17 protein-coding genes are annotated in these 21350 nt (G+C 45.6%); 5 read left to right on the top strand and 12 right to left on the bottom strand.

What is annotated here, in order from left to right:
• The first annotated feature begins 164 nt into the window (after positions 1-164).
• Positions 165-1931, top strand: coding sequence for a LuxR C-terminal-related transcriptional regulator (locus DYD21_RS21365; RefSeq protein ID WP_255415897.1), 1767 nt, complete (start codon positions 165-167; stop codon positions 1929-1931).
• A gap of 97 nt (positions 1932-2028) precedes the next feature.
• Here DYD21_RS21365 and DYD21_RS04375 read toward each other — a convergent pair whose 3' ends face one another.
• Both DYD21_RS04375 and DYD21_RS04370 read right to left on the bottom strand, forming a co-directional pair.
• Positions 2029-3186 carry a glycoside hydrolase family 5 protein gene (locus tag DYD21_RS04375; RefSeq protein ID WP_116033043.1) on the bottom strand — a complete coding sequence of 386 codons (1158 nt, stop codon included), beginning with the start codon at positions 3184-3186 and terminating at the stop codon, positions 2029-2031.
• A 177-nt stretch (positions 3187-3363) separates the two neighbouring features.
• Positions 3364-4647, bottom strand: coding sequence for a Gfo/Idh/MocA family protein (locus DYD21_RS04370; RefSeq protein ID WP_116033481.1), 1284 nt, complete (start codon positions 4645-4647; stop codon positions 3364-3366).
• Between the two features lie 374 nt (positions 4648-5021).
• Between DYD21_RS04370 and DYD21_RS04365 the strand changes: the two genes are divergently transcribed.
• The 4 genes from DYD21_RS04365 to DYD21_RS04350 all read left to right on the top strand — a co-directional run bounded on the left by DYD21_RS04365 (position 5022) and on the right by DYD21_RS04350 (position 8221).
• A complete protein-coding gene (locus DYD21_RS04365; protein WP_116033038.1) occupies positions 5022-5633 on the top strand; it encodes an N-acetyltransferase in 612 nt (203 codons plus the stop codon).
• A 76-nt stretch (positions 5634-5709) separates the two neighbouring features.
• Positions 5710-6531 carry a class I SAM-dependent methyltransferase gene (locus tag DYD21_RS04360; RefSeq protein ID WP_116033034.1) on the top strand — a complete coding sequence of 274 codons (822 nt, stop codon included), beginning with the start codon at positions 5710-5712 and terminating at the stop codon, positions 6529-6531.
• Between the two features lie 173 nt (positions 6532-6704).
• Entirely contained in the window at positions 6705-7250 is a 546-nt protein-coding gene (locus tag DYD21_RS04355; protein ID WP_116033030.1) for an OsmC family protein, read from the top strand.
• Between the two features lie 146 nt (positions 7251-7396).
• A complete protein-coding gene (locus tag DYD21_RS04350; protein WP_116033025.1) occupies positions 7397-8221 on the top strand; it encodes a class I SAM-dependent methyltransferase in 825 nt (274 codons plus the stop codon).
• Between the two features lie 431 nt (positions 8222-8652).
• Here the strand turns inward: DYD21_RS04350 and alr are convergent, their stop codons facing one another.
• From alr to DYD21_RS04300, 10 genes are all read right to left on the bottom strand, one after another.
• The gene (gene alr / locus DYD21_RS04345; protein WP_116033021.1) at positions 8653-9810 is read right to left on the bottom strand and encodes an alanine racemase; all 1158 of its coding nucleotides are present in this window, start codon (positions 9808-9810) and stop codon (positions 8653-8655) included.
• A gap of 249 nt (positions 9811-10059) precedes the next feature.
• Positions 10060-12042, bottom strand: coding sequence for a hypothetical protein (locus DYD21_RS04340; protein ID WP_116033016.1), 1983 nt, complete (start codon positions 12040-12042; stop codon positions 10060-10062).
• A 340-nt stretch (positions 12043-12382) separates the two neighbouring features.
• Positions 12383-13606: an acetyl-CoA carboxylase biotin carboxylase subunit family protein gene (locus DYD21_RS04335; RefSeq protein WP_116033012.1), complete on the bottom strand. Its 1224-nt coding sequence runs from the start codon at positions 13604-13606 to the stop codon at positions 12383-12385.
• Between the two features lie 398 nt (positions 13607-14004).
• Positions 14005-14667: a hypothetical protein gene (locus tag DYD21_RS04330; RefSeq protein WP_116033008.1), complete on the bottom strand. Its 663-nt coding sequence runs from the start codon at positions 14665-14667 to the stop codon at positions 14005-14007.
• Between the two features lie 109 nt (positions 14668-14776).
• On the bottom strand, positions 14777-16129 hold the full coding sequence (gdhA, locus tag DYD21_RS04325) for an NADP-specific glutamate dehydrogenase (protein ID WP_116033003.1): 1353 nt from the start codon (positions 16127-16129) through the stop codon (positions 14777-14779).
• A 22-nt stretch (positions 16130-16151) separates the two neighbouring features.
• Positions 16152-16538, bottom strand: coding sequence for a TraR/DksA C4-type zinc finger protein (locus DYD21_RS04320; RefSeq protein WP_116032999.1), 387 nt, complete (start codon positions 16536-16538; stop codon positions 16152-16154).
• 256 nt (positions 16539-16794) lie between these two features.
• Positions 16795-17346, bottom strand: a complete 552-nt coding sequence (locus tag DYD21_RS04315) for a hypothetical protein (RefSeq protein ID WP_116032994.1) — start codon at positions 17344-17346, stop codon at positions 16795-16797.
• A gap of 381 nt (positions 17347-17727) precedes the next feature.
• Entirely contained in the window at positions 17728-18648 is a 921-nt protein-coding gene (locus DYD21_RS04310; protein ID WP_116032990.1) for a DUF1684 domain-containing protein, read from the bottom strand.
• Positions 18649-18660: 12 nt separating this feature from the next.
• Positions 18661-19587: a DUF1684 domain-containing protein gene (locus DYD21_RS04305; protein WP_116032986.1), complete on the bottom strand. Its 927-nt coding sequence runs from the start codon at positions 19585-19587 to the stop codon at positions 18661-18663.
• Between the two features lie 92 nt (positions 19588-19679).
• Positions 19680-21053, bottom strand: coding sequence for a hypothetical protein (locus DYD21_RS04300; RefSeq protein ID WP_116032982.1), 1374 nt, complete (start codon positions 21051-21053; stop codon positions 19680-19682).
• Between the last annotated feature and the right edge of the window lie 297 nt (positions 21054-21350).

The following is a 21350-nucleotide window of genomic DNA, read 5'->3' as shown; positions in this document are numbered from 1 at the left end:
AACATCATTATTACTGTTTTATTATAGTTGAACGGGCAATTAAGATATCCTGTAAAACGGTTAGAAAAGTGTTGCAATTCAAAAAGTGAAAATAGCCGCCAAACAATCAGAAGCATAATTTGTAAACCTCCCCTTAGTTATATATTTACTAAACAAGGGTTTAATTGCCTAAATATGCATATATAATTATAATGGAATCCATTTCCGGCACCATTTATGACAAGTTAGAAGAAGGCCAAAAAGCCCTCGAACAAACCGAGTGGACGCTGGCCCGGGACTGTTTTCAATCGGTGGTTCGTCAAGAAGAGATTCCCGAAGCTTTTGAACTATTGGGCCGGGCCGCCTGGTGGCTGGATGATGCCTCAACGGCCCTCGAAGCCAGGGAAAAAGCATACAAACTTTATCGTGAGCGTGGTGATTCCAGATGTGCCGCACGTGTGGCCATTGCTCTTGCTTACGACTATCATTCTTTTCGTGGGGAATATGCTATTTCCAACGGCTGGAGCCGCCGGGCACAACGCTTGCTTGAAGATGTGGAACTGTCGCCTGAACATGGATGGGTGAAAGAATGGGATGGAAATGTTGCCATAGAAGTGGAACACGACCCAGAAACAGCACTTCGCTTGGGCAGTGAAGCTGTAGAAATTGCAAAAAAGCTGAACGATTTTGACCTGGAAATGATGGGGATTGCCCTGGAAGGTCTGGCGATGGTCTGCGCCGGCCATGTGGATGCCGGTATGCAACGGCTGGATGAAGCTGCTACAGCTTCAATAGCCGGAGAAATATCAGAGCTGGAAGTTGCTGTAAATGTGTGCTGCTACCTGATTACAGCCTGTGAGAGGGTACAGGATTACAATCGTGCCGTACAATGGTGTTATAATGTGAAAAAAACCACCAGTGGCGGAACCTATCCGCTGATGTTTTTCCTTTGCCAAATCCATTATACGTCAGTGCTGATTTGGCGGGGAGATTGGGATGAGGCTGAAGAGCTGCTGATCGAAGCATCTGAAAGCTTGATGACTACTCGGCCGGCTCACGCGGCCGAAGGTATGGTAAGAAGAGCGGACCTGTACCGGCGACGGGGCAGATTTGATGAAGCAGCTGCACTTCTGAAAAAGGCTGGGAAAAAACCTTTTCGAATGCTGGGCGCAAACTTTCAGTTATTGGCAAAAGCTGCTCTTGCCTATGACCGCGGTCAGCTTGAAACCGCAGAAAGCCTTGCTGAACGATATCTTGAAAACACACCCAGTGAATGCCGGGTGGTGTTACCCCAAGGGCTGGAGATCCTTGCTTTGGCAAGGGTTGAGTTGGGAGAATTAAACACAGCATCAGAAACGGCTAATGAATTGCGATCCATTGCAGAATTTATCGGGACCGAGCCTCTGCATGCTTCAGCATGCTTTGTTGAAGGAATGCTTTGCCTGGGAACCGCAAATTATAAAGGCGCCTGTAAAAAATTTGAACGTGCTGTTGAGCTGTTTGAAAAGAATGAAAATCCCTTTCAAGCTTCTCGCGCCCGAGTCGGCCTTGCACGCTCTTTGCACCATTTGAACAGAAAAAAACCTGCTTTACATGTGCTCCATTCCGCCCTTGAAACATTTAATAAACTTGGAGCATTGCCTGAAGAAAAGCGGGCAAAAACCGTTCTGAAAAAGATAAAAAGTATTCCATCAGGCCAAACAGATGGATTAACACCTGATACCTTTACCGGCAGGGAAATGGAAATATTATGTGAAATGGCCAGGGGGAAAAGTAATCCTGAAATAGCATCTGATCTTTTTATTAGTGTTCGTACGGTGGAGCGGCACGTTTCAAATATATATGCAAAACTGGGTATTTCGGGCAGGTCCGCACGGGCAGATGCAATTACCTATGTGCACAAAAATGGTCTTCTTAAAAATCAGAATATTCAATCAGGTAGTCCGAATTGAATGTTTCAAGATTATCATGTTGCAATCCAGATGGCTTTTCGAAAAACTCACCCCGATAGCTTTCGGAGCTACACGACATTACATCCGTGACACTACGCTACTGATATTTTATCAGTAAATCCAGCAGCTTGCGATCCAGTTTGTGGCCGTACCAGTCTTCATAGTCCACATCACTTCTGCCGGAGTTAAGAAGCCCGAAACTGCCGGAAAATTCCCACAGTCCGTATCCGATTCCGTTAGAAGTTAGGATATCCAGCGTATCATCGAACCAGGCGAGAAAAACTTCATGAGGAGTTTCATTGTAACAGCCAAGCTCACCGCAGTGAACTCCGATTCCCTGGTTTACCACTTCAATCCACGGAGCATAATGTTCCTCGAGCATTTCACGATTGAAATAGCGGTCGCCCACCTGTCCCGGCCATTTGGGTTCGGGAAGGGCATCGATATCGGAAAATGCCCATGGAGCCCTGTAGTGTGAAATTTGTGCCGGATAATAACCGCGGTTACTTTTCGCAATGCCGAGGTCGAGCAGTTCCGGTACTACGGTGGTACCCACATCGTTGCCTCCGGCAATCACAAGATGATTCTGATTCGCAGAATGAATCGCCTCCTTGGCTCCCTTTGCCACTTTACGGTACACATCGCCGGGAATGGAGGAAATGGGTGAATGCTGATCGTTTGGGTCATCTCTCATGGCCGGCTCATTCACCAGGTCAAAACTGATTTTATCGGGTGATGTGTTTCTGCACCGTTTTGCCCAAAACTCCCAGTGATAATTAAATGCCTGCTGCGCTTCCTCATCAAGCCAGAGATTGTAAGGCTCGTGGAAGCCTGCGTTTATGCAATATCCCGGTGCACGGTGCAGGTTCAGGCTCACATGCAAATTGTATTTGTGTGCCATAGCTACCAGCTCATCAATTCTCTCCACCTTCTCTTCGCTGATATTGTACACCTCTTCCGGGGTGATATTTCTGCTCCGGTCAAATTCCACATAATAGGGATAGGCCATTGGGATTCTAACAAAATCAAAACCCCAGTCCTTCATCCATTTAAAATACTCTTCTTTTGAAGGCGGCCTCGGATTTGCCGGATCAGGCGAGAAGAAATCGAGCAGGTTAAAACCATTCCATTGCGGTATGCTTACTCTTCTTTTTGATTTTGTAAATACGGATGGCCCTGCCAGGCCAATGGCAGCGGCAGCCAATCCGGATGTTTTTAAAAAGTCACGTCGCGATTGGTTTACTTTAATTTCCATACTTAGTCATGTTAGGTTTTAACGTTGCCAGCACTTTTATATACCAAAAAAAACATAACCACCCTCAAAGACTTTTTGAGAATTGAATCTGATCTTCGGATGAATTCTCGATTTCGTACCGGTTACAGATAAAAAATTAGCGGCTCGAACTGACGGGTAATTATAAACTTAATTATACTACCCCGGATGCTGCCAGGGGCTTCTGTAATCGCGTTTTAGCAGAGCGGCAGCTTCGGGATTGTTTCGAATCGTTTTTTCCTGATGATCCCATTCCACCACGCTCCCGGTTTCATAAGAGATTGCCGCGAGCTGTACGGTAGCTGACGATAAGAACGCATCCTGCACTTTACTACTGAGTCCAGATTCATCGTGACTTTTAACCGCATCAATAAATTCTTTCATGTGAAGTTGTTGCATACCACCTTCAGTTGATATCTGCATCTCTTTTTTACGGTTTTCATCACCGGTTTGCCAGGTAATGAACCGGTTATCCGAAACAAACAGGCTTGCCTTGTCACCGTGGTAAAAAATCCCGTTGTTGTAATCCGGATTCTCTTCCAGTGAACCCCACATTCTGTGCTGCCATACAACCGGAAGATCTCCAAACTGCATGGTTGCATTCAGTGTATCGGGAGTGGTGATCTGATCTTTGAGTGCATAGATGCCACCGGTTGCGTGTATGCGGTCGGGAATTGAAAGCCCGAGCGTTCGCCGGATAATGTCGATGTGATGAATACCCCAATCTGACAAATGGCCGTTGCCGTACTCTTTCTCCAGCCTCCAGTTAAAATGACCGATACTTGGGCGGTAGGATAATTTTGGAGCGGGTCCGCACCACGCATCCCAATCCAGTGACTCAGGCGGGTCCTGAATAGTTGTATCGCCCGCATTGGCACGATAATGTATCTGGGCTACAACTTTATGAATCTCCCCGGCTTTTCCATCCTGAATAAACTGTTGAGCGTGTTTAAAAGCTGCACTATGCCTGCGTTGAAAACCGATCGCTACAATGTTGTCTGCTTTTTCAGCCGCCTCAACCATCGCGACTCCCTCCATCGGATCATAGCTCAGTGGCTTTTCGAGAAAGATGTCGAGGCCTTTTTCGCATGCATCTATAAACTGAAGCGCATGCCACTGCGGTGGTGTGGCAATAAACACGGCTTCAAGACCATCAACTTCGAGCAAATCCCTGTAATCTGCGAAGGTTTGTGGGCGACTTCCCTGAAGCTCATCCAGCCGGCTGGCACTGTTGTTCAAATGTTCCGTATCCACATCACAAACCGCAACAATTTCCACACCGCCAACATCCAGTGCAGCTTCGCTGATTACCATGCCGTACCATCCGGCACCGATTAAGCCAACCTTAATTTTTTGTTGTTTCCCAAAAGCCGGCATATAAAATGAGCCTGCCATTGCTGCAGCTCCGAGTGCAGATTTCTTCAAAAAAGTACGTCGTTTCATAATGGTGAAATTTTGTGTTGATGTTTTTACAGACAGAATATATCTGACCTTTTAAGAGTTACGGAACAGCTGAAGTATGAATTTGTAATTTGCCCCCTATGGATTTCTATTATAGGAGGATTCGACTACAATTTCACGACCACTTTTCACATACGTGAGCCTTGCTTTAACCTATGCCTGCCATGAACTCTGTACCTGACACCTCAAAGGGATTCGCACACTTTCTTTAAGTTTCTCACCTTTTCTCCTGCTGCGTGTCTGCGTGTTGAAAATACGTGCTGGCACTCATGATTTGTGATTCTGATCTTCCTATACTTTGTAACAAGCAAGAGCAATGAAATTCAATTGAAAAATAAAACAACTCATACAGAAAAATGAAAGAACAACTGATAGAACAAGAGCTGAGCAGTTCAGAAATCAAGAAAGTGAATGCCAAAGACCGTACCAGGGCGATTGAAACGATTGTTTTGGCATTTTCCTCTGATCCGCAACTGCGATTCCTGTATCCCGATCCACTACAGTATCAAACCTACGCTTTTGATTTTTTTAAAGCTTTTGGCGGTAATGCATTTGAACAAAATTCTGCCCACCAGGCTGGCGGTTATTCGGGAGTCGCTCTGTGGCTGCCTCCTGATTTCCATCCCAATGAAGAAGACCTGGTGAACCTGATCCATAAAAGTGCTGATGAATCAAAAATCCAAACCGTAATGGCTGTACTTGAGCAGATGGAGCGTTATCAGCCTGATGAGCCGCACTGGCATCTGCCGTTGATTGGTACAGACCCCGCAAAACAGGGCCAAGGATATGGAACAGCACTGCTTCAATACGGCCTTGAACTCATCGACCAGCAGGGAAGCATCGCCTATCTCGAGAATACGAATCCTAAGAACAAACCTCTTTATGAACGTCACGGATTTAAAGTGCTCGGCGTTATACAGGTCGATGACTCACCGCCGCTTTTCCCGATGATACGCTATCCAATGTAGAGAAAATAAACTCGCTAAGTGTTTGAAATATAATTATTTAATAAAAATCATAATTTATAAAACACAGAAGAACATTATGCAAACTACAGAAATAGATTCTTGGCAAATAGCCGGTGACAGTCCGGCCGCTTACGAAGAATATCTTGTGCCCGGTTTCTTTAAACCGTGGGCTGAAAAACTTGTGACCCTTTCATCACCCGCACCCGGCAGCACCATCCTGGATGTCGCCTGCGGAACGGGAATTGTTGCCCGAACAGCGGCTGCAAAAGCCGGGAATGATACCGGGGTAACCGGACTCGACATCAACCCTCAGATGCTCAACAAAGCTTCCGAAATGGCGGAGAAGGAAGGTTTGGAGATCGAATGGAAACAGGGTGATGCTGGCCAACTTCCGTTTGAGAATAATCGTTTCGACCACCTGTTCTGCCAGCAGGCGATGCAGTTTTTTCCGGAACCACAACAAGTATTATTGGAGATGCAAAGGGTTCTCAAACCAAGAGGAACGTTAGCGCTCAACATCCTGCGATCCATTCATTTCAATCCGGCTTACAAAATCCTGGCTGATGAACTGGAAGAACATGCCGGAGAAACAGCCGGAACCATGATGCGATCGCCGTTCCCTGACTGGAATCAAAAAACAATACGAAACATGGTATCAGAAGCAGGATTTGTGGACTTACAAATCCATCTTGACATCATCTCCATGCTATATCCGTCACCCGAAGAGTTTTTGAGACGCGAAGCCGCCAGCTCACCACTCGCCGAGGAAATCGAAACGATGGATTCGGAGAGGCGAAAGAAGCTGGTTACTGATTTGAACAGATCACTCGAGTCCTATACAGACGACCAGGGAGTGGTTTTTCCGATGGAGACTTTCATGATTATTGCTCATAAATAACATGCGGTATTTTTCTGAACCAATCACCTGTTAAGAATCATTGATATACATATTCGTGCCATCGGTGTCTTTTTGATGATAGAACCCCTCCATTTTTTCGGCTTTTATAAGTAGATGCATGTCGGTTTACATAATCGGCAATTCCGTTACAAAACATCATCAAACAGTCACTTATGGCAGATACAAAAACCATCAAAAACGCCTTTGAACGCAATGTTAAACTACTGAACCTGAAACCTGAAAAAGGTCAGTACACAACATCAACGAAGATTCGGCTCACAAACGGCACGTCATGCGAAGTGGAACACAAACACTGGAAATTTACTGCCGATGTTGGCAAACAGCAGGGCGGGAATGATGAAGGTCCCGGGCCGGGTATATTCTACAGAGCATCCCTTGGAAGTTGTCTCGCTATTGGATACGCAATCTGGGCGGCACAGATGGATATACGGATCGATCATTTGGAGGTGGATGTGGAAGCCGATGTGGATGCACGGGGTAACTTTGGAATCGATAACGCTGAACCGGGATATACAGAGATGAGATATACCGTTACGATCGAAAGTCCGGCTTCGGAAGATGACATTCATGAAATGATTAAAACGGCAGATGATCACAGCCCGATCCTGGCCAATTTCAGGAAGCCTATGAAAATTGAACGGGAAGTAAAAATAGCGAAAAGGGAAAGGTCAAAAGGGAAAAGGCAAAAAATTTCGTAGCGTATAAAAATTATGAGTGATAAATATCTAAAAGGAGACACAGCTGCACCTGAAATACACTTTTTGAGTGGTAAACTTTTTTCACTTTTCACCTTTCACTTTTCCCTTCTCACTTTTCAACACTTACAACTCAACCCTAAACCAACATGGAACCACAATTACAGCGACGCGTTCAACGATACGGCTGGGACAAAGCCGCGAAATTTTATGACGATTCTTGGAAAGCTCAGCTAAAGCCGGCACAAGATAAGCTGCTTGAAATAGCTGACCTGCAACTAGGAGAAAAGGTGTTGGAAACCTCCTGCGGAACGGGACTGGTTACCCTTCGCGCTGCTCGTCAGGTTGCCAATGGAGGCAAAGTGATCGCAACCGATCTTTCCGAAAAGATGATCGATGAGGCGAGGAAGCTGACCAATGGGAATTCATCATCAAATATTCAATTTCAGCGAATGGATGCCGAACAGCTCGATTTCGAAGATAACCAGTTCGATGCGGCCATTTGCAGCCTCGGTTTGATGTATTTTCCGTTTCCCGCAAAGGCCTTAAAAGAGATGCATCGAGTATTAAAACCTGGAGGAAGGGCAGTTGTGGCTATCTGGGGTGAACGGAAAAATTGCGGCTGGGCAGAACTATTCCCGATTGTGGATAAGCGCGTTGCCTCGGATGTCTGCCCGATGTTCTTCCAACAGGGGACCGGTGATACACTCCGAAACTCATTACAATCGGCCGGTTTTGAGAAAATTGAAGTTGAACGGATGAGCGTCACCCTTGACTATCCAAATGATAAAGTAGCCCTGATGGCGGCGTTTGATGGGGGAGCGGTTGCCCTGGCCTACCAGAAGTTCGATGATCAAATCAAAGCGGAAATTCACCAGGAGTACCTCGATTCTATTGAACCGTTCCGGGTTGGAAGCGGATATGAGGTTCCCGGAGAGTTTGTGGTTGCATATGCAAAAAAACCGGCTTCTTGATATAAAAAACTAATAACCTGAGTTCTATTAATAAATAGGTTCTACAGGAATTTTTGTGGGTAAATCAAAAGTAGTAGCAACGGAATCCCCTCTTGAGAGGGGAAAAGTTAGTCAAAAACACGACTTGTCGTGATTTGTTGACTGACGAGGGGTGTGTTCGCTATTTGATTCATCTTGTTACTTAATACTGGCATTCCGGGACACACCCCTCGTTTGACAAATCCTCCGCCGCCGGCGGATATTTGTCTTCACATACCCCTCTCAAGAGGGGATTCCTTCGCCGACAAAATTAACCCACAAGAATTCCTGTAGAACCATTTATTTAAGTGCATTTTCTTTGGAAAACAATTTCCTCACAGCCTCTTTAGGGGAGACTTTTATCTATAATCGAACTGAGGTTAATACCTATTGTAGTTGAAAGTAAATAGTACTCACTTAACCGCAACGCGCGGTATTGCATCCGGAAGCCGGCTCACCAGCTCATTGTTAATAGCGTTGGTAAACTCTGAAAAGGACCGGATACTGATCACATGATTTTTCTGCCGGCCGATCAGTACCACTTCATCGCCTACTTCAACATTTTCATTGTGGCTTACATCCACCATAAACACATTCATATTGATCAGCCCAACAACCGGAGCTTTTTTACCGCGAATTATCACTTCTCCACGGTTGGAAAGCGTTCTCGGGTAGCCGTTGCTGTAGCCCAGCGGCAGCACGGCAATCTTCATATCGCGGGGAGCCTGGTAGCTCGTTCCGTATCCCACAAACTCATCTTTTTTGATCTCCTTGATGTGCATCACATCGGTCTTCCAGGTCAGTACGCGCTTTAACGGGGCATCCCTTTTTTTACCTGTCTGCTGCAAGTGTACGTTGTAAATATCAGGACTGGGCCACATACCGTAATGTGCTGTGCCGATCCGTACGAGGTCCATCACCGTTTCCGGGAAAGCAAGAGCTGCGGCTGAACAGGCTGTGTGTTTCAGGTTTGGTTCAATACCGCTCTGCGTTGTCCGCTCATAAAGCTTTTCGAACTTGTCCAGCTGCTTCCTGGTCCGAAATTGATTTGAAAGAGACTCAATCCCAGCATAATGCGTGCAAAATCCTTCAAACCGGATCCACTCAGAATGTTGCTTAATATATTCAAGGGCCTCATCAAGCTTTGATTCCTCCAAACCGGTCCGGTTTCCGCCTGTCTCCACTTCGAGATGAATAATTGCCTTTTTACCAATCATTTCGGCCGCAGCTTTCGCTTTTTTCAGTCTGGGAAGATCAAACACAAAAAACTCAACCTCATTTTTGATGACCCACTCCATATCATCATCATACAAAATTCCCATGATCATGATTGTGCTCTCTTTCGTTCGGGCTTCGCTGACCTCCCACGCCTCGTAGCTCGATGCCACGGAAAAATGCCTGATGCCGGCTTTCTCCGCCATGGGTACAAATGTGCCGATCCCGTGACCAAACGCATCTGCCTTCACAACGGAGGAAAAGATGGCATCCGTACCGATCTTCTTTCGTATGAAATTTATATTCTGTTTCAGAGCCGCCAGGCTCAGTTCGATTCTTGAAGAGTGACGGACCATTTTCAGTGGTATGATTTAGTTTATGGGTTCTATTAGGAAAGTCCCCCTTCGAAGGGGGAAGCGAGCGGAGTGAGCCGGGGGATGTTTTGTAATGATTATAAGCTTTACAAGGTTTCAAAAATATATCAAAGTATACAGAGTTATTCCTCCCAGCTCAATCACTGAACGTGTTACGCCCCCCACCCCTTCACTGTCGCGCACTAACGGGACTTGATTTTTTTGGGGGGGGGGGGGGGGGGGGGTAGAATCTCACAACTTAATACCCGCCGGCTCCATCCACTGATAGGATTCGCCCCAGCTGGATTTTGCCAGCTCCGTTACTTTATCAACTTCTTCTTTGCTCACTTTGTTTAGATCGTCGATATCAGACTGGTTAAAGTGATATGCATAAAGACGCGATGCAAACTGATGAAACGGCAGGGATGATTCCCCGGCACGCTCCCCGTTCCCGGCAACGGTTGGCCTCATATTCTCCTGCCACCGCTGGCGCCCCTCATTGTTGGGGTTCAGAATAAACACCCGCACCTGTCCCTTCACTTTACGAACACGAAGAATGGAGACCGCGTGAAATCCAATCAGCTTTCCTGTGGATGACGTCAGAAAAATTCCCACCGGGTTTGGATAAGCAAGGTCGTTGCCTCCATTATATTCGGGGTGATGTGTAATGTAAAACGTCCGGATAAATTTTTCATATTCTTTGATCGAGTTGGTCAGGTAATCATATGCGGAAATAAACCCTGTAGGGATCCAGTGACCATACATCGCCGGGTTCACCCATTTGTGGGGGTCATCCGCCCGGTTTGCCGCACGCCGCATCATTTCGTTGTAGATTTTATCCAGATGAGGAACCAGCACAACCGACACAGCATCCAGGTTGTAATCCAGCTCCTTTACGAGTCCAAGAATTTGCTCTTCCGATTTGATCACATCCCCCTCGAACCGCATCGACAGGCTGTTTGATTTCGCTGCACTTTCCACCATTCTTAATAGTTTTCCGGGAGCGTGACTGCTCCATAAACTGATGCCCCGGGCCGACTGGCAGGTCGGGTTCCAGCCCTGACCCACACCAAGCGGCTGACCTAAAATTCCCAGGCATTCAGCTGTTAAAATATGGGAGGGATCAAGCGTACTGTTCTCCCGGGACTTACGAATATTTTTCGCAACTTCTTTATGAAGTTCCATTCCCATAATTCGCTGCAACCCGCTTTTTACCGGCTGATGAGACAACAGCGAGCGTTCCAGAAGTTTTGCGAGTCCATAGCAGGATCGTGCCGTTTCGGGATGAATCACTCTCTGGATCAACTCAGTCACAAATTTTCGGTGTTTGTCCAGCTCTGCTTTTCCAACGTTGTCAAGACCCAGTGCAAGCTTCACAAGAGATCCCTCATTCGCCACATGGTTCAGTAATAGTGCGTGATATTCCGTGGCCAGGCCCGTTTCATGCATGGTATCGGCCAGCTGCTCGCACTCATGGACAATCTCTTTTCGTTTCACCTGTTCGAGGTAAGATTTGTACTCATCAGGATCGAGCTCTCCCGCTTTTTCAGAAGGGCTGTAAACCGAGTTCACGTAGTATTTCAGTCGCCGGTCGTCGTCACTTTCCGCTGAAAGCTCCATCTCGTTTTTCACCGTGGAGATGATCTCCAGAACACGGCCTGTTACCACGGGACGCTGTGCACAAATCAGCTCAATCTCTTTTGCAAGCCTACCCTTAATCTTCTGTATGGAGATTTGATCCGTTAAATAATGAAACAGTACACTTATTTTTTTCCTCGTATCGGCATCCAGATTTCTGTCCTCCTCCGATCCGCCCGGAAAAATAAGGTCGATATTATTTACCAGTGCTTCTTCAAGAAAGGTTTTGGCTTTACCAGCAGAGAAACTTTTCTGTTTGATGGTTCCCTCAGCAATCGCCAGCATTCGCAGCTCACTTAATACTTCAACAATGGTAGTATGATCCCCTGCTTTCAGCGTACCGCCTACGAGAGAAGGCACCAAACGTGCAGGATCATCCCACATCGTATCTTTAAATATTCCGGCATCGACAAGGTCACTGATGTTATCGTATAAAAACTGAACACCATCCTCTGTATCTGTCAAAAGATCGAGGCTGCTGAGTAGTTTCTTTTTGTGTCCCTCAGCTAACAGGGGTGTAGCTTCCCTGAAGTTTTCAAGCGTTTCATAAAATTTAGTTCGTACGCCCTTGGGTATTTGTTTACTGTTTTTTTTCAAATGACTCTTTTTCTCGGGGTTTTAAATTTTTGGTACTGCTGTAGTGAAGTTAATGTTGCCCCCAATTGTTTCAAATATCTTTAGGGTAATATAGACCTCCAAGGTTTTTTTAAACCTTGGAGGTCTGCGGTGACTTAGTTAGATCTCACCTCGAGGGGAGATAGAGAAAAGCATTCAGCTTTTCTCTTGAGGGGTGTTCTCCATTTACACAATGATCAAATTAATTGTGCTCAGAAATCAAATTTTGGACCATGCATAACTGCATTGATCATCCCCCTGCTCACTCCGTTCGCTCTCCCCCTTCGAAGGGGGGACTTTTATCTACCCTAAATGAAAATATTTAAGCATAAAAATCCACATCCTGGTAATGGCGCAAAAGTTCGCGCATTCGATCGGGATCATTGCCGTTAAAAAATACGGTTCCATAATGGTTTCCGAATCCTTCCCGCTGGTCAGATACCTTATGCTCTGAAGGTGCGTAAAGTGTATGATCTTCAAAGAACGAATCTTCCTTCAATTCGTCTGGAATCTGCAGTTTGGTGATTCGCCCTGGCTTGGGATATACCATCACGCTGCCGGCATACTCCTGATTTTCATCAATATCCTGGCTGGGGAAGAAGTCTTTGATCTCCTCGTCTGTTGCTGATGGATCACTGCACAGCACAAGCGCTTGAATCGGATCGAAACCATGCGCTTTTTCGATCAGCTCAAAAATATGTCCCCCGGGAATACGGCAGGCTACTTCGCCAAAACTGAGTGTATTGTCTTCCGTAAGAAACCACTCCGGGTGAATCATTCCATATTCAATACCGAACGATTTCACCAGTTTCTCCATCGATTCGCGGATGAGAGGACGTTTTGCTTCCAGCTCGGGACTGGCAGGCACAAAGTTGGAGTATCCCAGTTTCACATATTCAGTAATGTTCAGAAACCGGATTTCACCGTTGTGAATAAACGCTTCGCAGGAGAATTCTTTCCCCGGCAAATGACTTTCAACCATGCAGGGAAAATCCTTGTCGATCACTTTATCCTCGATATCCTGTTTTGAACGAAGAAGTTTGTGCCCCACGGTACCGGCCGCGCTAAACGGCTTCAGGTGTACCCATGCATCTTCCTCACCGGAAAGCTGAAGGTTGGCTTCATTAAGCCGACTCATAAAATCGTGAACTCCCTGTTTTGTATAAACCTCTTCAAACAATCCCACTCTGAGACCTGCCAGGAGCGCCTTCCGCTTCATTATGGCTTTGTTGCGAAAAAGATACGCTCTGTTCAGCAGCCGGGGATCATCCCGCCAAATTGAGTTCAGAGCGCCGGCCCACTCCACGGTTTCTTCATACAGCGGAACTGCAAAATCTGCATTATGTTCATCCAGCAACTCCTTCAGCTGAAGACTGTTTGATTTCTCATTCCACTCCTTGAAATTCCAACCCACAAACTCAATATCATTCTCTTTGGCAGTCTGTTCAAATTCAGGAAAACTAACCACAACAAAGGGTCGGTCTGTTTTTTGCATGCTTTCTATTGCTGGAAGACTCCAGCCCAATAGCGCTACTTTATTTTTCATAATCGTTTGATGCCTTTTTTAAAAGTAAAATGTTGGGTTGCAATAAGTTACTATATGAATGTTACTGATTGTTTTATCATTCCATTTTTAATCACGAATTTTTTTACTTCCAAAGCATTCCCGCTTATTGAAAAGAATTCATCCTCTTCCTGAATCGATTTTTGGCAGACTCCCGGATACTTTCCATTAAAATATAGTTTGACCGATGCCTGGTACGTCTTCATTCATCAAAAAATCAGCTTCTTATACCCCCCCCCGACGACAGCGGTAACAGTATGAGTATATAGAATGAGTATATAGAGTTTATAATTTTTCTATCCGAAGGGAGAAAAGAGTTTAAAATCCGGAAGAATGAGCTTCTGATTTTAAGAGAGAGGGGGGGGGGTAAAATAAAACGATTATCGTGACATACTGATATCCCTGTTACGATTGATCTCCTCGATGGGTTGGTCTAACGTCAGAATAAACCGATCCTGGTGATCGCTTTCAAACCGGTTCTCATCAGCAGCTCGTTCAACTGCAATCTGGTATAATTGATTCGCTTCTTCCAGATCTATTTCACCCATCTCCATCCGATTGAGTTCTCCATCTCCATTTTCATCTATAAACTGGGCGAGCGGCCTCCACTGCATGTCAAATACCGTAAAACGATTCAGATAACGGTTTCTGTCAACCAGTATGGTTTGAATTACCAGCCGGTACTCTTCATATAATGTCATAAACTCACGAACACGATCCGATTCCTGGAATTTATCAGCCGCCTGGGCCTGGCGGATTCCCTCTCTGTAGATTTCATTAGCTTTGATCAGATCAATATCACCGGTGAGCACAAAATCGATGGTACTGTCCAGATTCCGGTCAACAGCTCTGAAAATGGTTCGGTCATCCACGCGGTAGATCAGAAAATTTGCGGGGGCATCATCTCCATGGTGACCGAGAATTTCGTATATCACACCTTCATATTCGAAAGGGTAGTAGGTCTTAACGGGATGATCTCTGGACGTGGCGCAGCTGGTTAAGATCAGGATCAGAAGAAGGGATATGGCAGAGTAAATCTTCATAGCACAGCGATTAGTGAACGCCTATACCATTTTATTCAGGAATCCGATCAAATCCAAATTCCCGCATCATAAATAGAATTATAAGGTTATCTACAATCTGCAGGCCTGCTCAAATCAATCCCTGAGCGATCATTGCGCGGGAAACCTTCTTAAAGCCGGCAATATTTGCACCGCTTGCATAATCACCCTTTCTCCCATATTCTTCTGCAGTTTCACTACAGGTTTTATGAATTGTTTTCATAATCTCCTGCAATCTTTCATCTGTCTCTTCAAACGTCATTGAGTCCATGCTTGCATTTTGGTGCATTTCGAGTGCTGAAACCGCCACTCCGCCGGCATTTGCAGCTTTTCCCGGGCCAAACAGAACATCTCCATCACGAAGAGTTTCATACGCATCGTGCGTAACCGGCATGTTTGCCCCTTCAGCAACAATTTTGCATCCATTTTTTACCAGTGTCTCTGCATCTTCTTTCTGCAGCTCGTTTTGTGTTGCACAGGGGAGAGCTATATTACACTCGAGTGTCCAAATCGATTTATCATCATGAAAATCAACACCTTTCTCTTCAGCATATTCTTTAATTCTGCCGCGCTCTTCCTGCTTGATTTTTTTCACGAGATCAATATCGATTCCATCTTTATCATGCACAAATCCATCAGAATCTGAACATGCGATTACTGTGCCACCCAGCTCCTCAATTTTTTCAATTGCGTAAATTGCCACGTTACCTGAACCAGAGACCACAAATGTTTTCCCGTCTATTTCATCATCCTGTTCATTCAATATTTCCCTCACAAAATATGCGAGCCCGTATCCCGTAGCTTCATTTCGAACCAGTGTTCCGCCCCACTGCGGATCTTTGCCGGTTATCATCCCCGATTCATACCGGTTCGCAATTCGTTTATACTGACCAAACAGATAGCCGATTTCCCGGGTACCGACACCGATATCACCGGCCGGAATATCGCGATTTTCTCCAAGATGGCGGTAGAGTTCCGTCATAAAACTCTGGCAAAACCGCATAATTTCATCGTCCGAACGTCCCTTAGGATTGAAATCAGATCCCCCTTTACCGCCACCAATCTGTTTTCCTGTAAGGGCATTTTTAAAGATCTGTTCAAATCCCAGGAACTTGATGATGCTCAGGTTTACAGAAGGGTGAAATCTCAAACCACCTTTATAGGGACCCAGTGCGCTATTAAATTCTACACGATATCCGCGATTTATATGAATTTCTCCATCATCATCCTGCCAGGGAACCCGAAAAATGATCTGTCGTTCCGGTTCACTGATCCGCTGCAGAATTTTTTTATTGATCCACTCCGGTTCCTCTTCAAGCAACGGGTTAAGCGTGTTATACACTTCCCGGACAGCCTGCAGAAACTCTGTCTGACCCTCATTTAGTTCTTCAATATTTGATATAATATCCCGAAGCTGGTCTTCCTGTGATCCTTTTTTCCCCATAATTTTATGCGAAGTAAAGTGATTAAGATTTGGCGTCAACTGAATGCATGGCGTAAGGCATTACTTCCAGTCTCTCTTTCTGGATTGGTTTCCCGGTTACGGTGCAGATTCCATACGTTCCGGACTCAATTCTTTCAAATGCTGACTCAATTAGCTTCAGTTTTTCACGCTGCTTTTCCAGCAATGTGAGTGTCGTTTTTTTATTTTGATGATCAGATGCCACATCGCCGGGGTGATGGTCCACACCCGATTGAACGTCATCTGCGTCACTCTGGATCGACTCAGCTGATGATTTTAGATTTTCAATCTCATCCTCTGTTTTCGATTTTTCTTCTTTCAATTTCTTTTTAAAGTGATCCAACTCTTCATCGGATAGATGAGTCCTATACTTTTCTTTTGATTCAGACATGGGTGCATTTTTTTTTGTGTAAGTTCATAATGACAACGGAAATAACTTCACTTCCATTCGTTCCTAAACCGTTTATTATAAGTAGTATACGGTTACGGATACATGTATTATGAATAGGTTAGAACAGTAATTGTTCCCTTGCACGCTGTTCTGAGAGGACTTGTCTAAGGATGAGATCAGGATCCTACACCTTTACGCACCATAGTTCCCTACTCTTTATTCCCGCGCAGGTAGTCGATCAATCCAATATATCTGGCTACAGCGAATGGTTTTTGAGATACTGAACAGTTTTCTTCTCATCTTTCACATCCAGTAATTCCGTAATTCGATCACTGTATGCATTTGTAAACCAGGTTGTGAGAATTTCAATCACACCGGGATAGTTCAGCCGAAGCTGCTGCATGCTCGGTGATTTGATCACCTGAAGAGATGGGTCTGCCGGAATAGACAGAATCACTCGCTGGATACGATCGGAGGCACCAAATTCCATCATCGCAATCGGAATGATTTCAATTTCAGAATCGGCACGAATGGCCGGTGCCAGGATTACGGTTTCAACAGAACCACCCGGTGATTGAATGAACCCGATATTGGCAGGAGCGGGGAGGTAGAGCAGCACATCATCCCCGCTGTATAGCGGTTGATCCCTGTTTTCAGCGGATTCGGTTTGATTTCCAACCTCAACCGTAATACTCGATCCGGCAGGTTGATGGATGATCGCTTCAGTGGTAAATGTCTGCGCTGATGCACAGGAAAAGAACGATAGAGAAAAGAGTAGCAGGAGTATAGATGGAATTTTGAATTTCATATCATCTAAAACATGAGCCCTGCACCATATCGTTTCCAACCTGAGTTCTATTCTAAAATTGAGTAAAAAAGTGGCTGATTGTGCCCAAAAGGACGTCATCCCGCGCTTGATGCGGGATCTCCTATCCCTAATACAGGCAGGAGATACCGGATCAAAGTCCGGTATGACAGTATTAAGGATAATATTCTTTGTTGCACGCCCTTTTGGGCCGTATAAGCCACTTTTTAACATTTAAATAACACCTAATTGATAAATAGAACTCAGGTTTCCAGATAGATATACACTTCGTGGCACTTCGAGCCCTGGTGCACTCGTGGTAAAATCCATTTCCCATATTTTTAGACGCTCTGTTTTGCCATCCATGCTTTTTGGGGAAAATAATCAAATCCCTTCAAAATCAACGGGGCGTTTTTCTCCGGCCGGTATAGCAAGATCGAGCCGGTTCTGGGGAGGAGGGAGCTGACAGGTTGTAAATTTATTGAATGCACACGGCGGATTATACGCCTTATTAAAATCGAGTGTAATGAACCCGTCATCATCAGGAAAATCCACGATCATGTATCTCCCGGCCTGATAGGTTTCATCCTGATTGGTCAGATCGGTAAACATCAGAAAAAGACCGCTGGAAGCTTCAAATGCATCGATGGAATACTTCTGATCGCCTGCCCGAAATTCAACCCGCCCCGGTGAGCTGCGGCCTGAGGTTTCACCCAAAACATTAACAACCTCAACCTCCGTCTCTTCCGGATGGTGCACAAATCGACCGCGCAGATGCCACTCCTCCTGCACATCATATCGTGGAAAACCCTCAAACTGATCTGCAGCAGGTGTGTCCATACTGAAAATTTTCACTCCTCGCTGATCTCCGCGGCTGTCGATAAACCAGGTCAGCTCGCCATGATGTGCGTGAATTCTTTCTTCAGTATCGTATGATAACATCATCAGGGAATCGACTGGCTCTTCGCGGTGAACGATTTCCACACCTGAAGCAACATCCATCCACACTTCGCCATTTTGCAGAGTAAATGTACCGGCATGTTCGGCAATGGAGTTTTCCGGAAACCGCACATCCCGATCGTCTCCGCTCCCAAAACTATTCTGGCCCTCATCCAGCCAGGCCAGATCGAGCAGACGCAGCCAGCCGGTGGTATCGGTGAGAACCTCAATTCTGTGCTCCTGCCAATCCTGAAAAACCTGATCGTAATCATCGGGTATCGGTTCAGGGCCAAGTTCCTGCTGATTGCAGCCAATCAAAAGGAGGGTTAATACCGTAAGAAGTGGAATAAGTGTAAATCTATTCATCAATTTGTGAAACTATAATCCTTCCCAGTCAACCGGGCGTAATTCGCCGGCCGTAATTTCAAGGTCGAGCCGGTTTGACGCGGGTGGCAGCTGGCATGTGGTATAGAGGTTATACGCACACGGCGGGTTGTAGATTTTGTTAAAATCAATAATTGTATGCCCCGATTCATCCGGATAATCTACATACATAAACCGTCCAGCCTGGTAGGTTTCGGTGCGATTGGTTTCATCTCCTACAATCAAAAAAAGGCGTCCGCTTGCGCTGTCGAGTGCTTCAATAGTGTAGTACTCTCCATCTTTTTTGAAAGTAAGCGCGCCGGGATTGGAAACTTCATCGGTCTGTCCTAAAACATTGGTTACAGATATTGTGGTTCCTTCGGGGTTTTCATCAAACCTCGCTTTCAGGTGCCATTCGGTATCGGCGGGAAAGCGGTCAAATCCTTCAAACTGATCAGCTTTTTCATTCTCTTTGTTGTAGAGGCGGATTGCAATCAAATCCTGGCGCTCGATCACATGCCACACAAGTGAACCATGCTCAATCTCCGGAGTATCCTCGCCATCATAAATTGTCATCTGCTGAACGGCTTCACCATCGGTTGTGATTTCAACACCGTCTGCCGCTTCCATCGTGACCTGACCATTTTGCAGATCAAAGATACCTGCGTGTTCGGCAATCGTGCGATCGGGAAATTGAATATCCTGATCGCTCCCGCTTCCAAACCGGTTTTCGCCTTCCTCAAGAATATGCATTCCGGCAAGCCGAAGCCAACCTGTGGGTTCTTTCAGGGTTTCTATTCGTTCATCAATCCATTGCTGCAATTCCTGCTCATAAGAGTCTGATACCGGCGCCGGGCCAAGATCTTCCTCCTTTGATCCACAGGCAGATAACAAGATAGCAAGAAACAATAGTACCGAAAGGCGGGAGGTATTTATTTTCATAGCGGAAGATAGCAATTAGAGCAAAGAAACAGATTTACTCTAAAAATAGGCATTCTGAGCTACCTTCCATATCCTTTTTTCATAACGTTTTTCTACTGACCAAATAGACGAATACCGGCATTAATTCCAATCCAAAATCGAATATCCCGTTCGGCACGGCTCCTTTCTATCAGTGAATACCAGGTATAATCGCTGTTTCCTTCTTGTGATGAAATCTGAAGATTAGCTGACGGACCGGCGTAGACCGACAACCCGTTGTTGAAATTTCGACCCAGCAGGTAGCTGTAGCTATATATCCAGTTTGGAGTTCGGGACCATTCGGAATCAAATATGTTTTTAATTGTGAAATCGTGTGTTGAATAGTAATCATCCAGTTGCGGACGATTCCAGGCTTCATCCAGTGTTCGGTATGAACCGATAGACCAACCGAGCGTCCACACATCACGTTCAGCGATCAGAGTGTTGTATCCGGCAAAAATTTTATTATAGATTTCGTGTGTGCCAAGATTCAGTCCAAGATGTGCAAAGCCGCCATCACTAAACCAAAAATCAACATTTTTACGGCCATTGCCATAAAAGCTGATGAGCCCGACGGGAACTCCCCGGAATTCGCGCCCCACATTTACCAGTCCGATTTGAACTCCCTGCGCGGTATTAAAAATATTGGCTCCCCCTGTAAATTGAATTCCCTGCATGCGTGATGCGGTGTTCAGGATTCCCGATCCAATAATCCCCTGCATCTCACTGGTAATATTCACCCCGCCTGATAAAATCAACCCCTGAGTTTCACCTCCTGAGATGTTGGCTGCCCCGGAAAATATCAAGCCCTGCATTTCACCTCCCGAAATATTTGCTCCACCCGATACAAGAAGCCCCTGGGATGATCCGCCAGCGAGGTTTACAATTCCGGCAAATTGAAGACCCTCCATGGAACCGCCTGCTATGTTTCCGATCCCTGCTAACTGCAGCCCCTGCATCTCATCCGACAAATTTATACCTCCCGTAAATTGTAGTCCCTGTAAACTTTCAGCCGCAATATTGGATAAACCGGAAAACTGAATTCCCTGCATTGTGCCTCCGGAGATATTTCCTAAACCTGAAAACTGGATTCCCTCCTGATCATCCCCCGAAAAGTTCGACAACCCCGCCATTTGAATTCCCGCAAGATCACCCCCCGTTGCATTCAACACACCGATTTGCACTCCACGTGAATAGTATCGGTTGATATTTACGATACCGAGCTCATAACCGTCCAGACCGCCGTGATACCCCGCCAGGATATTGAGCGAGTATTTCGCGCTGTATTGGGGTGCTTCTATACCGTTGGTGCTGAGGCCGGGCACAAACGTAACCCGAACCTTTCTGTATTCAAGGTCAGGATCTGACTGAGCGATGAGAGCGTTTGGAACTGCTGATGAAAAGAGAATAGTAAAAAAGAGAACAATGAATATACGATGTTGAGCCATGATGAAATTCCACTAAGGTTAGCAGTAAATTTCATCTACGAATAATCGAAAGTAAAGTTTCCTCAAAAATGAACTACCTCGGGGCAAAGCCCACGAGGTATCCACTTAGAATCCATAACTTTTTGGTCAATATCGAGTTTATTTTGAAGTGTCCCCCTTCGAAGGGGGCAATGGGGGATGACCTTTTATGTTTAACAACTACAAATGGGCACTTCCGAACTCAGAGAGTCATCCCCCAACTCTCTCTGTTCGCTTCCCCCTTCAAAGGGGGAATTTTATCCTTTCCGACCCAAAAGG

This window comes from Rhodohalobacter sp. SW132, from assembly GCF_003390325.1.
Classification (GTDB): domain Bacteria; phylum Bacteroidota; class Rhodothermia; order Balneolales; family Balneolaceae; genus SW132.
This window is presented reverse-complemented; position numbering and strand designations above follow the sequence as displayed.